The following is a 16,251-nucleotide window of genomic DNA, read 5'->3' on the forward strand; positions in this document are numbered from 1 at the left end:
CACACTCAACACCCTTTCTAGGCTTTTACTTAAAAAATACGTCTTTATAGGTTACAACTAGGGTTAATAATAATAAAGCCCCCAAACCAATAGCAAATGACCATTCTTGAATTTTTTCACTTACAGGCTTTCCCCGAATTGCTTCGATCATATAAAACATTATGTGTCCGCCGTCCAACGTTGGAATGGGAAGCAGGTTAAAGAACCCTAAGCTTGTAGAAATTAACGCCGCATAAAAGATCACAACCATTACCCCCATAGACGCGGCCGTTTTAATCCCTTTTGCCATTGCAATAGGTCCGCCCAATCCGTCCATGCTAGTCTTTAGTATCATATTCTTAATACCCACAAGCGTTGCGATGGAAATATTCACCGGATACGTCAACGCCGAATAAACAGAACTTCCGAATTGAAAGGCTGCCCCACGCCCAGTCTTGACACCCAAGATGAATCGTTCAGAATCGCCTGCCTTTACGCTGTTAGCCAAAAACATATAGCGATGCATTCCACCATCACGTTGAACTTCAACGTTAATTTCCGGCGACTTTAATTCGCTCATAGCCTCTAAAACGTCAGAGAATGAATTGACTGCTTTGCCATTAATTGATTTAATTTCGTCGCCAACAATTAATCCTGCGGCTTTTGCTGGGCTGTTTTCAGCAAAGCTATCAATCTTTGAGGATACTTCTGGTTGCCCACTTAAATAAAAGACGGCAAAAAACAGAGCGATAGCCAATAGATAGTTAGCTGCTGGCCCCCCAATAGAAACGATCATGCGTTGCTTAACTGATCGATAGTACAAGGACTTTGATTTTTCTTCTTCAGAAATCGTTTTATCAACTGATGTGCTGGCCGCATCCATATCACCAAAGAAACGGACATATCCCCCCAGAGGAATCCAACTGAATTTCCAGCGAGTTCCTTTTGAATCTGTCCATCCAAAGATCTCTTTTCCAAAACCAATTGAAAAGGTATCCACCTTGATTCCGAAATATCTAGCCGGTAAAAAATGTCCTAATTCGTGAACAAACACAATAAATGATAAAACAACAACAAACAGTAGTGTGGTTGTTAAAAATTCTGTTGCAAATTCTTGCATATCAAACCTAAACATTAAATCTTTCTTAATATACTCAGGAATGTATAGAAAGCCAATGAGTTTTTTATCTTTTCAAGCTGCTGTTCACATTAACCATTTATTCGCTGAACTATCCCTTGCACAATTGATTTGTCTGCTTGTATACTTTGGAAACAATTACTCAATCGGAGCATTACGTGGAGCAACGAGCCTCTTCATCAAAATTATTTTTATATGGTACGCATGCTGTAAACGCAGCATTGCAGAATTCAAAACGTCAACATAAGAACTTATACGTCGTTGCAGAAAATGCAGAGGCATATAGCGCTTATTCAAAAATTTTAAAAAAGGTAACGAAAAAAGAGTTAGAAAAATTCGTTCCCGCTGATGCCGTTCATCAAGGTATCGTTTTAGAAACAACACCATTACCGAATGTACATTTAGAACACTTGCCCTTGCAGAACGACCCATGCTTGATTTTGGCATTTGATCAAGTAACTGACCCGCACAATGTAGGAGCAATTCTGCGTTCCGCCGCCTGTTTTAATGTGGATGGCGTGATTCATACCGAACGCAACAGCCCCTTAGAAAGTGGTGTGTTAGCAAAATCTGCTTGTGGAGCCTTAGACCGAGTACCCTTTTCCAAGGTTACTAACCTGTCCCGTACATTAGAAATATTAAAGGAAAAAGGCTTTTGGGTTGTGGGATTATCTGAACATGGTAAGCAATCCCTGCATGAACTAGATTTACCAAAAAAAATAGTCTTAGTTATTGGCGCCGAAGGATCTGGCATGCGCAGATTGGTAACCGAAACGTGTGATTTTTTAGCACAGCTTCCCACCAACCCAGACTTTCCAACTCTGAATGCATCTAACGCTGCGGCAGTCGCTTTATATGAACTTCAACAACAATTAAGGAGACAATAATGAGCATGAACATATTATTAATATGGTGTGTAATCGCCTATTTGATTGGATCCATTCCTTTTGGATATATTTTAGTTAAACTGTTTCTAAAACAAGATGTTAGAAAACAAGGCTCTGGAAATATTGGCGCCACAAATGTCTTGCGAACGGGCGGCAAGAAGCTGGCGCTTGCAACCTATGTTCTGGACATTACCAAGGTCTGGATTCCTATGCTGCTGTTTAACGTTATCATGAATCCTATCAATGATATGCCCTCTGATATTCTTTTAAGTTCATTGATGATTGTTGGAGGAACAGGAGTTATAGGTCACATGTATTCATGTTGGTTGAAATTTAATGGTGGAAAAGGTGTCGCATCATTTACAGGATTTTGCGCATGGTTGTTTCCGTATAGTGCTATCATAGGAATTTTTGTTTTCTTAATCATCGCATTTTCAACAAAAATTGTGTCGATTGCATCTTTAATTGGAATCATCGCTGCTGGTATTTATGTGATTTTTTACGTTTTTCCCATCCTTGATACTCCCACACAATTAATGTTGGTATCAAAAATATTTTTCATTTTTATCATTCTGTTAATTTTTGTGCGTCATAAAGGTAATATCGCACGCCTAATGAAAGGCGAGGAAAACAAAGTAAAATTTTAAGAGTGTGGCATGGGTCAACAAGAGCTTGTAGATTGGATTCGCCTTATTGGTACTGAGAACGTAGGCCCCGCCACATTTCGACATTTATTACAACGTTATGGTTCGGCATCAGAAGCTTTAAAGATGTTGCCCAGCATTAGCAAAGAAAAACGGTTAACCATACCCAGTATTAACTTTGCGGAAGACCAACTGCAAAAAGCCCACGAACACGATATTAAAATACTAACGTGGGATGATGCCGAATATCCCACTTATTTAAAGGCGATTGATTCAGCGCCACCCGTACTATATATAAAGGGAAACCATAAGTTATTTTACAATCAAAATTTTGCCATCGTTGGTAGTCGAAATGCATCATTAAATGGAATTAAATTTACACGAGATGTTAGTTCTGATTTAGGTGCATCTGGCTTAAACATCGTATCCGGCCTTGCCCAAGGAATTGATACAGCCGCTCATCAGGGCTCCTTAGACACTGGAACCATTGCTGTCTTAGGCGGAGGAATTGATGTTATTTATCCAAAAGAAAACGCAGGATTGCATACGTTGATTGGAGAGCAAGGATTATTAGTTTCTGAATTTCCATTTGGGACACCGCCAGCAGCGCATCATTTTCCAAGGCGCAATCGCATTATCGCAGGGCTGTCGTCAGGGGTTCTGGTAGTAGAAGCCCTACATCAATCAGGATCAATGATCACAGCAAATTATGCCAATGACTTTGGTCGAGATATATTTGCAGCTCCAGGCTTTCCCTATGATCCGCGATCAGAAGGTCCCAATCAATTAATCATGAACGGTGCTTATCTTGTAAGAAGCGCTGCTGATATTATCGATCATCTTTCAATCCACTTGGATCTGATAAAATCATTTGATCCAAAAAAATACTTCCCAACCCCAGGACCAGAGGTTCGGGGTCTTTCAGAAATGAAATCTAAAGTACTGGATTTATTGTCAACAGCACCGATTGACATAGATTCAATCATTCAACATACAGGCCTATCCGCGGCGTATGTATGGGATGTAATGTTGGAATTAGAGCTTTCAGGAAAATTAGAACGACTTGCGGGAAATAAAGTAAGCTTGAGACCTTAGCAGGTGGGCCCCACTGTTAAGTGGATTAGACAAAAACGCCCTTAATCTTAGAGCGCGTCTTCACATTTATGACAATCGTTTTAAAAGAGTCATGGAATGAGCAATGATGATAATGGGTTCAGCGTCACGCTGGTGGATACCCCGGCACGTTGCCTGAGCGGATCTGCTTGAGACAAGTCAGAGACGAATCTGTTCTTGATCAAAAAACTATTGGTTTGAAGATTATATCGATTGAGTTTTTTTAATGAAAAAGTTGGTTGCGGGGGCTGGATTTGAACCAACGACCTTCAGGTTATGAGCCTGACGAGCTACCGGGCTGCTCTACCCCGCGTTAATGTAGGGGGATTATATCAAAATAACACGACTTGTCAAGCAAAGAGTTTTCTTAGTAAATCTTTAACGAATAAGATCGCATAACGAGTGCGTACTCTCTCTTTAAAAATATATAGACGCTCGATTACAATAAAAACTTTCTATGGTGATTTTTCTATGAATATGCTAACAATTAATCAAGTCAAACAAGGATAAAGCGGATGTTGAAAAAGGTTGTTATGGTATTTGGGTTAGCCCTGTTAACAGTGGCGTGTGATCCATTAGATGAATATCGCAATAAATCGGATACTTATTTATATGATACAGGTATGGATTATTTGGAATACGGACGCCATGAACGGGCGGCTAAAGTATTTGAAGAAGTAGACTTGCAACATCCATCCTCACCATTGGCACCGAAAGCATTGCTAATGGCTGGATACTGTTATTATTTAGAAAGCAATCCCGACAGTCGAAATACCAATAGATTTCCAGACGCATTAGATAAATTTGAAAGCTTTGTTCGTTTGCACCCCAACCATGAAATGATCCCTTACGCACTTTACATGATGGGAATGTGTCATTTTGAAATGCTTGGAGATGAAATGCGCGACCAGACTGCATCGGCAAAAGCTGTGGGCTATTTTTCAAATGTGACTGAACGTTTTCCAAAGTCACCCTATGCAAAAGATGCCAGTGAGAAATTAAAGATTCTTACCCTGTACGCAGCAAAAAAACATGTGTATATCGCAGAGGTATTAATGCGAGAAGATCGTCATGCCCCAGCAATTGCAAGATTGCAACACGCATTAAAGATGGGATTAGACGCAGAATCAAAACGACAAGCGATTGAAATGTTAAATACCTGTTACATCGTATTGAAGTTAAATCATTTAGTAACACCAACAGAGAATAAAGAGGTATCTGTACAGCCATAATGTTAGTGCGCCTTGACATTGAAAATGTTGCGATTATTAAAAAATCAGCCCTGACGTTTGATTCGGGGCTGACAGTATTTACCGGTCAAACTGGGGCAGGTAAATCTATTTTATTAGATTCGCTGAGTTTATGTTTGGGTGCCAGGGCTGATACAGATCTGATTCGTCACGGTCAAGATAAAGCGATTGTTAGTGCAGTATTTAATATTGATCAACGCACACCGATTTACAACCTATTATCTGAACATGGAATCCCCGCAGAAACGTCTGAATTAGTTGTTCGAAGAATCTTGGTTCGCGACGGAAACAGTCGATGTTTCTTAAATGATTATCCCGTCAGTTTAGGCTTAATCAAACTGGTTTCAAATCACCTAATGGAAATTCATCAACAATTTGACCGCATGCTGGATGCATCTGCACATCGCAGTGTGTTGGATGAATATGCCGGACATTCTGAAGTGTTATCCACGACAAAGGAAATCTTTAATCAGTGGAAGCAGGCTGAATCTGAGTTGGAAGATCATCGTTTGCGTATGGAGCAGGCATTGAGGGACAAAGAGTATTTAGAACATAAAGTTAAAGAGCTTTCAGACTTTGCTCCTCAATTAAACGAAGAACAAACATTGGTTGAACAACGCACGTTCATCAAACAAAAAGAAGCGATCCTAAAAGCATATCACACCGTTGCCGATGCATTTGATGGCGATATTAAAAGCGCAGGATTGCATGCATACAAAACGCTTAGTAAATTTGATGATGCAACATCCATTTCATTGTGCGAAGCCATGGATCGGGTATTGTCAGATATGACCGAAATTTCTGCACGAGCCAACGATCACTTGAATTCATTAATGGATAAGTCGTTGTCATTATCAACCATCGAAGATCGACTGTTTGAATTACGACAGCTTGCCCGAAAATATAAATGCATGCCCGATGAACTTTCAAACAGCCTTGAAGAGGCTATTAATTTATTGAACGTTGTTCATGATGCATCTGCAGGTGTTAAAAAATTAGAACAGTCTGTTGAAAATTTCAAGCACGCCTTTGCAAAGGTCGCAGCTGAACTATCTGAGCGCCGCAAAGACAAAGCTGCTGAATTGGATCGATTAATTGCAATAGAACTGCCGCCCTTAAAATTGGGGTCGGTTAAATTTGCAACCAATATTACCCCATTAAACGAATCGCACTGGCAAAGCGCTGGCATAGACGTCGTTGAATTTCTAGTCGACATGAACCAGCAAGGCATCATGCTGCCACTGAACAAAGTTGCATCGGGCGGAGAAATGGCGCGATTAATGTTGGCATTAAAAGTATGCTTAGCCCGTTCAGGATCAACGCCAGGGTTGGTATTTGACGAGGTCGATAGCGGCGTAGGCGGCGATGTTGCGAATGCTGTGGGTCAACGGTTGCGTCAACTATCAAAACATCTGCAAGTACTGGTCATTACGCATTCCCCCCAAGTTGCAAGCGCAGGCGATATCCATTGGGTCATTGAAAAAACAATGGAACCCGACGGCGTTGAAACCCGCCCCATGCTGCTGACATTAAATCAACGTATTGATGAAATTGCACGCATGATGGCAGGCGACCATATCACCCCCGAAGCAAAAGCCGCTGCAGCCGTATTGTTAAATCAACGAACCTAGAAACGGCAACGTACCGTTGCCAGGGATGATCCCTGGACCCAACAGGCAACCAGAGGTTGCATCCGTTAGGTTAAACCCGATTTGGTTAGACACGAATTATAAACAACACCGTTGCAATAATAATTTAAACTAGGGTTATCCCGTAGATTAAAATGCTGCGGAAAAACAACGTCATTCATAAAAATGGATAAAAAACGCAAAAATAGTGAGATCTATTTGACTTACTGTTCATACCTGGTTATCTCTAGGATAGAAGGTAATGAATGATAAGATGAAAAGGTAAAAGAGATAGATGTTCGAAACGCAATATTTTTCAGATATATTATGGTTTTTGTTTGCAGCGGTATTGGTGTCTGCAATTTCCGCACGTATACGATCAAGCCCCGTGCTTGGATATTTAATGGCAGGTGTTGCTATGGGACCCTGGGCATTGGATTTAATTCAAAATGTGGAAAATAGCCGCAACATTTCTGAGTTGGGATTAGTATTCTTATTCTTTGCGATCGGTCTTGGAATGTCAATCGAACGTCTTTTGATATTGCGTAGATATTTGTTTGGTTTGGGTACATTGCAAGTGGTCATTACAGGTGCTGTGTTGATCGGAATATCACATCTGCTTGGATTCCCCCTTATGACATCGATTATTGTTGCCAGCAGCTTAGCATTATCATCAACCGCCATTGTCTTACAATTATTGTCGGAAGCAAACGAGATGTCGTCTCGTCATGGTCGTGTTACATTTTCAGTGTTGCTGCTGCAAGATCTTGCTGCAATTTTATTGTTGGTGCTTGTAGACTTTATAAAACCAAACCCATCCGGTGAATCTGAAGCGATGACCATTATGTACGTGGCAGTGAATATACTGAAATCAGCAGGTGGTGTGGTATTCATGGTAATATTGGGTCGCTTTGTAATTCGCCCTATTTTCAGATTTTTGGGAGATGCTTATCAAGCCGACTTGTTTATGGCATTCACATTATTAGTAATTTTAGGGACAAGTGCTTTGGCTCATAAAATTGGAGTTTCTATTGAGTTTGCGGCATTTACCATTGGATTGCTGTTATCGGATAGCGAATTTAGAAATAAAGTTGAAAACGTTATTCGATCGTTTAGAGGATTATTATTGGGATTGTTCTTTATGGGCATTGGCATGTCGATTAGCATCACCATGTTGTGGACGTATTTAGGATCAATCCTTGGGTTAACACTTATATTTATCCCTATTAAATTTGTGATCATGTACGTGTCAAGCCGCAGCTTTGGATTGTCTCATTGGGTAGCCGTTCGCGTTTCAACGTATATTGCACCAGGCGGAGAATTTGCATTCGTAATTTTAGGTCCTGCAATCTTGCATCAATTAATTTCACCCGAGATCGGAAACATTGCTGTATTGGCGGCTGCAATTTCGATGATGTGTACGCCTCTATTGGATCGTTTGATTCGATGGCTAATGCCCGTTGAGGAAGAGCAAGACGAAGTTGTTGAGGAAGAAACCGTTTAACCAACGTGGCAACTGCATCCGTTAGGTTAGATTGATTTGTAAAAGTTTGTTTTGTCAATCTTTTGTTAACCTTTGTGAGATATATTAACTTTAGAGATCTCATGCATTATTATTTTTTGCCCACCGTTTCGAGAAGAAATGACGGATTGCTTCGTCTATTTAGTCTCGATTTAGGGAGTGGGTTTTGTCCCCCCACCCGAAGGTCACTGAGGGTGACTAGGGCGGGGGGTGGTAAAAAAATCGCGTTAACTCAATCTTAATCTTTATTAATTCGCAACCTACGGTTGCATCCAATAGATTAGATCCGATGTGGTTGGACGCGGATTATTGTCGTCGAGGATGAATGGGATTTTTGATCTACCTTGGGCGCCCGTCGGTATCACGTTGCCTGGGTAACGCGGGACGCAATGGGAGTGCTTGAATAAATTTCTGAGCTGTTGCAACGTCGTTTTTTACAATCCGTGTCTGTGCGAACCGGATCTAAGCAACGTGCCGTTGCATCCAATAGGCAATACGGTTTGTAAAGTTATAATCCATGTCAGGTTACACTGGATCTAATCTATTGGGTCCAAGGATCATCCCTGGTTCAGCGTCACGCTGGACTCAATGGAGGTGCTTGAATAAATTTTGAACTGTCGCAACATTGTTTATTATAATCTGTGTCTGGGCGAATCGGATCTAAGCTAATGGATCAACCGCAGGTTGGCAAAGACACGTTGTCGGGAGCAACCCTGCGCCGCAATAGTGTGAGAAGATTGTATGGATCCAGCGTGACGATTTCGGCTTATAGCGTTGCTTTTATAACCCGTGTCAGACCACATTGGTCTGACCTAATGGGTGCAGCATCATGCTGCCAACGTGCCGTTGCATCCAAGAGGCAATACGGTTTGTAAAGTTATAACCCATGTCTGTGCGAATAGAATCTAAGCTAATGGATCCAACCGCAGGTTGGCAACGGCACGTTGCTAGGCTGCTATTGCTTTTTAGCAACCCCAACCATTGCAGGTCTTAACAATCGATCTTTTAGGGAATATCCCGATTGTACAACTTGCAGTATTGTTCCTGGTTCCGCGTCTTCATTGGGAATATCAAATAATGCTTGGTGTAAATTATGATCAAACTTTTCATTTAATGGCATATGCTTTTGAACATTGTGAGATTCAAATACTTTAGCTAATTCTTTTTCTGTTAATTCTATACCCACAATAAAATTTTTAAAATGTTCATTCTCTCGTAATTCGTCTGAAATCAAACCAAGAGCACGTTCAAAGTTATCGGCAACGGACAATAGGTTTTGAGCAAACTTCGCAATTGCATATTGATGTGCGTCTTCGACTTCTTTTTGCAATCTGCGACGCAGGTTTTGATTTTCAGCCAATGACCGTAACAATTGATCGTTCAAGTCTTCAACTTTAGTATGTAATTCTGCTAGCTCACCTTGGTCATGCGTAGTTTCAGGGGCATGATCATGGGCAATGGTTTCATTTTCAAGCGTTGGTTCGTTTTTCTTATCCATGATGGGTACTCCTTTATATATCGTAAATGCTCTGCTATAATATTCCCAACATTATACACACATAGGCATCAGATGACAAAAATTTTTATAGGCTCAGACCATGCTGGATTTGAATTAAAATCTGCTATTCATGGTGAACTGTTATTGGAGCATTCTGTTACAGATTGCGGCACACACTCAACAGACAGTGTTGATTACCCTACATTTGCACATGAGGTTGCAACGAATGTCTTATCGAATGATGGTGCATTTGGAGTTTTGATTTGTGCAACGGGGATTGGCATGTCCATTGCTGCCAATCGTCATCGTGGAATTCGAGCTGCGTTATGCCGAGGCATGAAAGATGTTAAGCTGGCCAGACACCATAACGATGCGAATGTTTTAGTTTTGGGCGCGACAAATACGTCCCCAGATGAAGCCATCGAAATGATCAAAGCGTTTATTACAACCACCTTTGATGGTGGACGCCATGAAAAAAGAATTAATTTACTTGATCAATACTAACTTAGGAGTTTTCATATGCACTATCGCGATCTTACCCTTGCGCAAAATGATCCAGACATTTTCAATTGGATTCAAAAAGAATACCACCGTCAGAACGATCGTATCGAATTAATCGCATCTGAAAATATTGTTTCAAAAGCGGTTATGGAAGCTCAAGGATCAATCCTTACCAATAAATATGCCGAAGGTTATCCGGGGGCTAGATATTACGAAGGGTGTGAGTATGTCGATAAAATTGAGCAGTTGGCAATTGATCGTGTGTGTAAACTGTTTGATTGTGCCTATGCAAACGTGCAACCCCACTCAGGCGCCCAAGCCAATGGGGCTGTCTTTTTAGCGCTATTGCAACCCGGAGATACTTTCCTGGCCATGGGATTGAATGCAGGTGGGCATTTAAGTCATGGTGCAAAACCCAACATGTCTGGAAAATGGTTTAATGCGGTTCAATACGGCGTTGATCAAGCAACAGGTTTAATTGATTATGATGCCGTTGAATCAATGGCGATTGAACACCGTCCAAAACTTATTATTGCTGGCGGGTCTGCATACCCACGTCAAATCGACTTTAAACGATTTAGAGCAATCGCAGATAAAGTGGGTGCATATCTAATGGTGGATATAGCTCATTTTGCGGGATTGGTAGCCACAGGATTTCACCCATCTCCCCTGCCTTTTGCACATGTGGTAACGTCAACAACACACAAAACATTAAGAGGTCCACGGGGTGGTATCATTTTAACGAATGATGCAGACATCGCTAAAAAAGTAAACTCTGCTGTTTTTCCAGGATATCAAGGCGGTCCTTTAATGCATGTGATTGCAGCCAAAGCTGTTGCATTTCAAGAGGCGTTACAGCCGATGTTCAAAGACTACATTCAAGATGTGTGCCTTAACATTAAAGCGCTTGCAGAAACGCTGGACCAATATGGCTTTCCCTCCATCACGGGCGGAACAGATACCCACCTGATCTGTATTAATGTTGCAGGTCACGGTATTAACGGTAACGACAGCGCCATATTTTTAGATCGCCTGGGAATTACGTGTAATAAAAACTCCATACCGTTTGACCCACTGCCCCCAAAGGTTACATCCGGATTGCGGTTAGGATCACCCGCAGTCACCAGCCGTGGTTTTAAAGCTGCTGAATTTAGACACGTTGGAACATTAATCGGCAAATCATTAATTGCATTATCAGAAGGAACGCAAGAAAGTATTGCAAAAGAAATCCAAGATAGCGTAAAAGAGCTGTGTGACGCATTTTCAATGTATGCATAAGTATCAAGAATTATCAAGGGGATAGGCTGTGAAGCGACGTTTCAATCGACACCAACGTTCAACTGCCCGATTAGGGGTTGTTCAAATGTTATTCGTTCATCAAAATGGTGAAACAGATATGAAAACAGATGAGCTGTTAAGATTTTTTGACACTACTTGGGAAAAACCAGATATGCATTTTTTGCAAGAAAGAATCAATAGTGCTTGCAAAAATATCATACAAATTGATGAGCTTATTACGTCAGGATTACAGTCCGGATGGACAATGGAGCGCATAGATCCTGTGCTATACGCAATACTTGCTGCTGCCACAGATGAAATGATGTACTCATCAAAAGAGACCCCAGCAGAGATTCTTGTTAAAGAGTATGCGGACTTAGCTGCTGATTTTTTTGACACATCCGAAACTGCTTTCGTAAATGCATACCTTAACGACTTAAAAGTAAAACTGAACTCTCAAAATCAGGAGAAAAACTAATCTCTTTTCGATATGCGTTCAACGCAAATCACACATGCACATTATTGCGTTGGAGAGACCTCGGATTTGGTGTATAAATCTTTTAGTACACCACTGTGAACTCTGTTGACGCAATGTCCACATCACAGGATGTGCAAATCCTCCCTGAACAACTTGCCCACAGATTTCTGTGGGTTTTTTTTGTATCCATCAGACATGGTGCCGACAACGTGCCGTTGCATCCGATAGTTTAGATCCGATGCGCTGTGACACGGATTATTGCCGTTGGCAACGTGACGTTGCATCCATTCGGTTAGATTGGGTGTGTTTGGACACGGATTATTGTCGCTGGTAACGTAACGCTGGACCCATTAGATTGGATCCGATGTTTTAAGATGTGTAATAAAATACAATGTGAGAGAATGAAGGAGAATTTGAACCTACCTTCGGCGCAGGCAACGTGCCGTTGCATCCGTTAGGTTAGATTGAGTGTGTTTGGAGATATGGGGGAATGGGGCGGATTTTGAACCTACCTTCGGCGCAGGAGGGGTAAGGGTGAAAAATGATTTTGAAATCTTTTATTGAAGAGTAGTGTTTTAGTTCCTTGTTGTTGTTTGAAAGTGCTGTGTTTTTGAGACTTTCAAATTTAAGTTATATAAAATCCGTGTCAGACCACATCGGATCTAACCTAATGGATGCAACCTCAGGTTGCCGTTGTTTAAAACCGAGAGAATCCCCAGTAACCCGCACGTGCAAAAAGAACCCCATTTCTTACACGAATGGGGAAAGGCGGACTTTAGTATACTATACAAAGTCGGTGTTTTACGAGCCCGTCGGCTCTAGGGGTTGTTTACAGGGCTGTGTCTACTGATCGGGTAGTTGAGCACCTGTACTGGGGATTCGATTCGGCGTTTCGTCTTTGAGTGGTTCAACCAAAGCTTCGTCATTGATCCTGTTACAGATCCTTTGGCTGAAATACTTTTGGGACGCAGAACGAAAAAAGGCTACCCAGGTTTTTGGGTAGCCTATTCGCAATTCTACTTATTAGTATACATAAGGAATTTGGATTGTCAAGAAAATTATTCTTTTTCGTGTTGGGGGTCGCGCGCCCCTGAAGTGGGGCCCACCCACAAAAATTACTCAGAGCGTGTCCACCCCCCGCCACCGCGACGCAATACAATTGGTATCTTTCAAAAAATCGTTTTGAAAAATTTACACGTCATCCAGGGGATACCATCCCCTTTCAAACTAGGATATGTTTCGCACAGCGCTGTGCTAATCCATATCCAAAATCGCCATTGCGTATCAGATGCACCCACAATCAAGTGGGATCTGAGTTTACTAAAAGCCTACCATCTTCAAAGTATCAGAGACTGATTAACAAATTATGAATAAACAAAAGATTTTCAAAAAATCATTAGTCATTCCATCTCTAATGAAAAAAGGGACACTTATCTAATGCCCCTCCTTTTTTAAACTATTGATGCAGAAGCATTTACTTTATTTGTATTTTACGAGCTTCTGGACCATTGTTAGATGCGGTAATCCACAGCCTGACCTTTTGACCAGGTTTCAATGATTGAATATGCATTTCTTCTAATAAGGCTCCATGAATGAATACGTCTTGCTTAAGACCTTTTACCTTTGCAAATCCAAACCCTTTTATTTTGCTGAACCATTTAATTTCAGCCTCAACCTCACTTAATTGAGCATGATCATCGTGCATCATAAATCGAGGTGGCGTAATCTTTTTTCCTCGTTTTAAGCGATCGTTTTCTGCTAAAAACGGATTTGCAGACTTTAATTTGAATACCTCTGTAACTTGTACGCCATCTTGAGTTGGCGCAACCTCACACAGCACCTGGTCACCCTGACGCACTTGCAGAAGGTCAATACTTTCTAAAACAGAAAAATGTAAAAATATATCGGGACTTTGCCCCTCTGGATCTTTTGTTACAAACCCATATCCTTTGTAAGGATTATACCATTTAACCGTACACCACATTCCTTTTTCATTTTCTTTTGTCAAAATATCTTTCATGTAACTCACACCATATTTACTAAGTATGTTTAAGTATTAGCATTAAAGTACGAACAAAAGGTTAAAATGTAAAAAAAAATGACAGTCGTTGTATTCACGAATTATTAAGACTAAATCTCTACACTCCCCCTTGGTACACATTTTGCAAAGAAACTCACATGATGAAATACGTTTTATTTTTTATAGCCTTGATATTGCCCATTGCTGCAGAAGTTCCGCAGCCAGAAATGGTATATAAGTGCTCTACCTTATCCAGAATGATTGAAATAGAGGAAGGCTTGCCCCCGCTGTTACTGTCCGCCATTACGTTTATTGAATCGTCTGATATGCCTTGGGTAATTGGAACGCCAAACGCATCATATCGCTTTAATACAAAAAAAGAAGCTGTAGCAAAAATCAAAGAATTGCGAGCCAAAAGACAAAAGAATTTTGATGTTGGCTGCATGCAGATAAATCATTTTTTTCATAAGGATAAGTTTCAATCCGATGAAGACATGCTGAACCCAGTCCGCAATATTCGATTTGCAGCCCAATTATTAAAAGAATTAAAAGCTGAAGCCGGATCCTGGGACAAAGCAATAGCGTATTATAATTCCAGAGATCTTAGATATTCCAGCCCCTATGCAAGCAAAGTGAACCAACACTGGAGCAAGATAAAGTCGCTAGGGGGGCTGCCTACTGAGCTTGCGTCCTTTGCAAATGTTCCCAAAGCAAAACTTGATGTTAAGCTGAAAACCCAACCTGTCATAAGCAACAGCATCTTGCAACGGGCAAAAATAGCCTATCTGACGTATAAGAAAACATTAGTGAGACACTAACAAGAAGTGGTGTTCCCGACGGGATTCGAACCCATGGCCTCAGGATTAGGAATCTTGCGCTCTATCCAGCTGAGCTACGGGAACACTTAGTCGCAGTATATCGAAAACCAAACAAAAATTCCATAAGGGAATCACCCAGATTTAATGGAAACTTTGAATAAGGGTTCCTGCTATTAGGCTCCACCCATCAACCAATACAAAGAAAATTACTTTAAAGGGTAACGAGATGACAACCGGGGGTAGCATCATCATTCCCATGGACATTAAAATCGATGCCACAATCATATCGATTATTAGGAATGGAATGTATACTAAAAATCCGATTTCAAAGGCTCTACGCAATTCGCTGATCACAAATGCTGGAACCAAAACTTTTAAACTGATATCTTCTGCTTTATCAACTGCAGCCGATCTGCTGATTTCCTGGAACAACAGCAAATCCTTTGCACGCGTGTTTGCCGCCATAAATTCTTTAAATGGCGTTGCGATGATGGGAAGCGCTTCTTTTTCAGTAATGCGCTCAGCCATCAAGGGTTCCACACCATTGGTGTATGCTTTTTGAAAGACAGGCTCCATAATAAACCCAGTTAAGAAGAGAGACAATGCCACCATCACTAGGTTTGGCGGGGATTGTTGCAGCCCAATGGCACTGCGCAAAAACGATAACACAACCATAATGCGAGTAAACGATGTGACCGTCATTAGAGCCAGCGGCGCCATACCAATGATAGTGAGCGTAAACATCAACTGCAAAAGCTTTGCAGTCGTAGACCCACCGTCTTGCATCCCCAAATCAAAAGAGATGGCTTGTGCACTTAGGGTCGTTGTAAAAAAGAAGAATGTCATTAAAAAATATTTCATGTGGAGGCCCTTTTTATAGGATGTTTATCAATGACTTGTATATAGGATCCCTGCATATCAACAGCGATACAGTATAAAGTGTCTTGCCATTCAAGCGTTACCAGACGAAGACGTCCCAGCGGTTTTGCGCAGTAATTTATTTGAAACTCTTGATCGGCAGCCCCACGATTCAGACCATTCTGTGACCATCGTTGCAAGCCTTCCCTCAACAGCAACAACCATCCAATGCTGCCGATAGCTGTAATGATTAATGTCCAGCTTGACATTATTTGCGCACTCCATAAGTATATGTGTGAGTAATTTTCTGAGAGTTTGCCATTTCAGCAATGCGACTTTTACTTAATTTGGCTTCTTCAGCAAGATGATCGGACAGACGTTGAATATCCAAAAATACATCCTGGACTAAGTTTTTTAAGTCATCAGACGGATGTGTTGGCATATGTTTGGTTAAGTATGTTTGAAAGAGTTGAACGCGCTCTTTTACAAAATCAAGGTCAATCGGTTGATCATTAAGCAGATTGGATTCAGCCTTTTTAAGGGCGATCACAATACCTTGGCGAAGCGTATGTAAGTATTTTTCGTCCATCTTTATTATTCTTTTTTATTTAGTATAAATAAGATTAAGACAAAGTGCAA

At 41.0% G+C, this 16,251-nt stretch carries 16 protein-coding genes and 2 tRNA genes; 10 read left to right on the forward strand and 8 right to left on the reverse strand.

What is annotated here, in order from left to right; genetic code table 11:
* Window positions 1-25: 25 nt before the first annotated feature.
* Window positions 26-1,114 (reverse strand): M50 family metallopeptidase, encoded by a 1,089-nt coding sequence (locus tag CPBP_RS03510; protein WP_350331486.1) that lies wholly within the window; start codon window positions 1,112-1,114, stop codon window positions 26-28.
* Window positions 1,115-1,275: 161 nt separating this feature from the next.
* Here CPBP_RS03510 and rlmB point away from each other — a divergent pair, with 161 nt between their 5' ends.
* From rlmB to dprA, 3 genes are read left to right on the forward strand one after another with little or no spacing between them, the layout of a single operon-like run.
* Window positions 1,276-2,004, forward strand: coding sequence for a 23S rRNA (guanosine(2251)-2'-O)-methyltransferase RlmB (gene rlmB / locus CPBP_RS03515; protein WP_350331487.1), 729 nt, complete (start codon window positions 1,276-1,278; stop codon window positions 2,002-2,004).
* Window positions 2,004-2,651 carry a glycerol-3-phosphate 1-O-acyltransferase PlsY gene (plsY, locus tag CPBP_RS03520; protein ID WP_350331488.1) on the forward strand — a complete coding sequence of 216 codons (648 nt, stop codon included), beginning with the start codon at window positions 2,004-2,006 and terminating at the stop codon, window positions 2,649-2,651. Before rlmB ends, plsY begins: the two co-directional genes overlap by 1 nt.
* Before the next feature lie 9 nt (window positions 2,652-2,660).
* Window positions 2,661-3,743, forward strand: a complete 1,083-nt coding sequence (gene dprA / locus CPBP_RS03525) for a DNA-processing protein DprA (RefSeq protein WP_350331489.1) — start codon at window positions 2,661-2,663, stop codon at window positions 3,741-3,743.
* 254 nt (window positions 3,744-3,997) lie between these two features.
* Here dprA and CPBP_RS03530 read toward each other — a convergent pair.
* A tRNA-Met gene (locus CPBP_RS03530) sits at window positions 3,998-4,074 on the reverse strand.
* Window positions 4,075-4,276: 202 nt separating this feature from the next.
* On the opposite strand from CPBP_RS03530, the gene bamD reads away from it, so the two are divergent.
* The 3 genes from bamD to CPBP_RS03545 all read left to right on the forward strand — a co-directional run bounded on the left by bamD (window position 4,277) and on the right by CPBP_RS03545 (window position 8,143).
* A complete protein-coding gene (gene bamD / locus CPBP_RS03535) occupies window positions 4,277-4,993 on the forward strand; it encodes an outer membrane protein assembly factor BamD (protein WP_350331490.1) in 717 nt (238 codons plus the stop codon).
* Window positions 4,993-6,642 carry a DNA repair protein RecN gene (gene recN / locus CPBP_RS03540; RefSeq protein WP_350331491.1) on the forward strand — a complete coding sequence of 550 codons (1,650 nt, stop codon included), beginning with the start codon at window positions 4,993-4,995 and terminating at the stop codon, window positions 6,640-6,642. The genes bamD and recN overlap by 1 nt, the downstream gene beginning before the upstream one ends.
* A gap of 292 nt (window positions 6,643-6,934) precedes the next feature.
* Complete coding sequence (locus CPBP_RS03545; RefSeq protein ID WP_350331492.1) at window positions 6,935-8,143, forward strand: cation:proton antiporter domain-containing protein; 1,209 nt, start codon at window positions 6,935-6,937, stop codon at window positions 8,141-8,143.
* 973 nt (window positions 8,144-9,116) lie between these two features.
* Here the strand turns inward: CPBP_RS03545 and grpE are convergent.
* Complete coding sequence (gene grpE, locus CPBP_RS03550; RefSeq protein WP_350331493.1) at window positions 9,117-9,659, reverse strand: nucleotide exchange factor GrpE; 543 nt, start codon at window positions 9,657-9,659, stop codon at window positions 9,117-9,119.
* Window positions 9,660-9,731: 72 nt separating this feature from the next.
* Between grpE and rpiB the strand changes: the two genes are divergently transcribed.
* The 3 genes from rpiB to CPBP_RS03565 are packed head-to-tail and all read left to right on the forward strand — an operon-like array spanning window position 9,732 to window position 11,916.
* Entirely contained in the window at window positions 9,732-10,163 is a 432-nt protein-coding gene (gene rpiB / locus CPBP_RS03555; protein ID WP_350331494.1) for a ribose 5-phosphate isomerase B, read from the forward strand.
* 15 nt (window positions 10,164-10,178) lie between these two features.
* Window positions 10,179-11,438 (forward strand): serine hydroxymethyltransferase, encoded by a 1,260-nt coding sequence (gene glyA / locus CPBP_RS03560; protein ID WP_350331495.1) that lies wholly within the window; start codon window positions 10,179-10,181, stop codon window positions 11,436-11,438.
* A gap of 28 nt (window positions 11,439-11,466) precedes the next feature.
* Window positions 11,467-11,916: a transcription antitermination factor NusB gene (locus CPBP_RS03565; protein WP_350331496.1), complete on the forward strand. Its 450-nt coding sequence runs from the start codon at window positions 11,467-11,469 to the stop codon at window positions 11,914-11,916.
* Window positions 11,917-13,390: 1,474 nt separating this feature from the next.
* Here the strand turns inward: CPBP_RS03565 and CPBP_RS03570 are convergent.
* Entirely contained in the window at window positions 13,391-13,936 is a 546-nt protein-coding gene (locus tag CPBP_RS03570) for a cold shock domain-containing protein (protein WP_350331497.1), read from the reverse strand.
* A 158-nt stretch (window positions 13,937-14,094) separates the two neighbouring features.
* Between CPBP_RS03570 and CPBP_RS03575 the strand changes: the two genes are divergently transcribed.
* Window positions 14,095-14,754, forward strand: coding sequence for a transglycosylase SLT domain-containing protein (locus tag CPBP_RS03575; RefSeq protein WP_350331498.1), 660 nt, complete (start codon window positions 14,095-14,097; stop codon window positions 14,752-14,754).
* A gap of 7 nt (window positions 14,755-14,761) precedes the next feature.
* Here CPBP_RS03575 and CPBP_RS03580 read toward each other — a convergent pair.
* From CPBP_RS03580 to CPBP_RS03595, 4 genes are all read right to left on the reverse strand, one after another.
* Window positions 14,762-14,838: transfer RNA gene (locus tag CPBP_RS03580), tRNA-Arg, on the reverse strand.
* 57 nt (window positions 14,839-14,895) lie between these two features.
* Window positions 14,896-15,615: a flagellar type III secretion system pore protein FliP gene (gene fliP / locus CPBP_RS03585; protein ID WP_350331499.1), complete on the reverse strand. Its 720-nt coding sequence runs from the start codon at window positions 15,613-15,615 to the stop codon at window positions 14,896-14,898.
* Window positions 15,612-15,881 carry a hypothetical protein gene (locus CPBP_RS03590; protein WP_350331500.1) on the reverse strand — a complete coding sequence of 90 codons (270 nt, stop codon included), beginning with the start codon at window positions 15,879-15,881 and terminating at the stop codon, window positions 15,612-15,614. Before CPBP_RS03590 ends, fliP begins: the two co-directional genes overlap by 4 nt.
* Window positions 15,881-16,201: a hypothetical protein gene (locus CPBP_RS03595; RefSeq protein ID WP_350331501.1), complete on the reverse strand. Its 321-nt coding sequence runs from the start codon at window positions 16,199-16,201 to the stop codon at window positions 15,881-15,883. The genes CPBP_RS03590 and CPBP_RS03595 overlap by 1 nt, the downstream gene beginning before the upstream one ends.
* Between the last annotated feature and the right edge of the window lie 50 nt (window positions 16,202-16,251).

Origin of the sequence: Candidatus Bodocaedibacter vickermanii (assembly GCF_014896945.1) — a bacterium.
Taxonomy (GTDB): Bacteria; Pseudomonadota; Alphaproteobacteria; order UBA6184; family UBA6184; genus Bodonicaedibacter; species Bodonicaedibacter vickermanii.

Coding starts and splice junctions, on each gene's coding strand:
- CPBP_RS03510 (WP_350331486.1), bottom strand. CDS start 1,114: ATGTTTAGGTTTGATATGCAAGAATTTGCAACAGAATTTTTAACAACC.
- CPBP_RS03595 (WP_350331501.1), bottom strand. CDS start 16,201: ATGGACGAAAAATACTTACATACGCTTCGCCAAGGTATTGTGATCGCC.
- plsY (WP_350331488.1), top strand. CDS start 2,004: ATGAGCATGAACATATTATTAATATGGTGTGTAATCGCCTATTTGATT.
- dprA (WP_350331489.1), top strand. CDS start 2,661: ATGGGTCAACAAGAGCTTGTAGATTGGATTCGCCTTATTGGTACTGAG.
- CPBP_RS03545 (WP_350331492.1), top strand. CDS start 6,935: ATGTTCGAAACGCAATATTTTTCAGATATATTATGGTTTTTGTTTGCA.
- grpE (WP_350331493.1), bottom strand. CDS start 9,659: ATGGATAAGAAAAACGAACCAACGCTTGAAAATGAAACCATTGCCCAT.
- CPBP_RS03575 (WP_350331498.1), top strand. CDS start 14,095: ATGATGAAATACGTTTTATTTTTTATAGCCTTGATATTGCCCATTGCT.
- glyA (WP_350331495.1), top strand. CDS start 10,179: ATGCACTATCGCGATCTTACCCTTGCGCAAAATGATCCAGACATTTTC.
- fliP (WP_350331499.1), bottom strand. CDS start 15,615: ATGAAATATTTTTTAATGACATTCTTCTTTTTTACAACGACCCTAAGT.
- recN (WP_350331491.1), top strand. CDS start 4,993: ATGTTAGTGCGCCTTGACATTGAAAATGTTGCGATTATTAAAAAATCA.
- rpiB (WP_350331494.1), top strand. CDS start 9,732: ATGACAAAAATTTTTATAGGCTCAGACCATGCTGGATTTGAATTAAAA.
- CPBP_RS03590 (WP_350331500.1), bottom strand. CDS start 15,881: ATGTCAAGCTGGACATTAATCATTACAGCTATCGGCAGCATTGGATGG.
- CPBP_RS03570 (WP_350331497.1), bottom strand. CDS start 13,936: ATGAAAGATATTTTGACAAAAGAAAATGAAAAAGGAATGTGGTGTACG.
- bamD (WP_350331490.1), top strand. CDS start 4,277: ATGTTGAAAAAGGTTGTTATGGTATTTGGGTTAGCCCTGTTAACAGTG.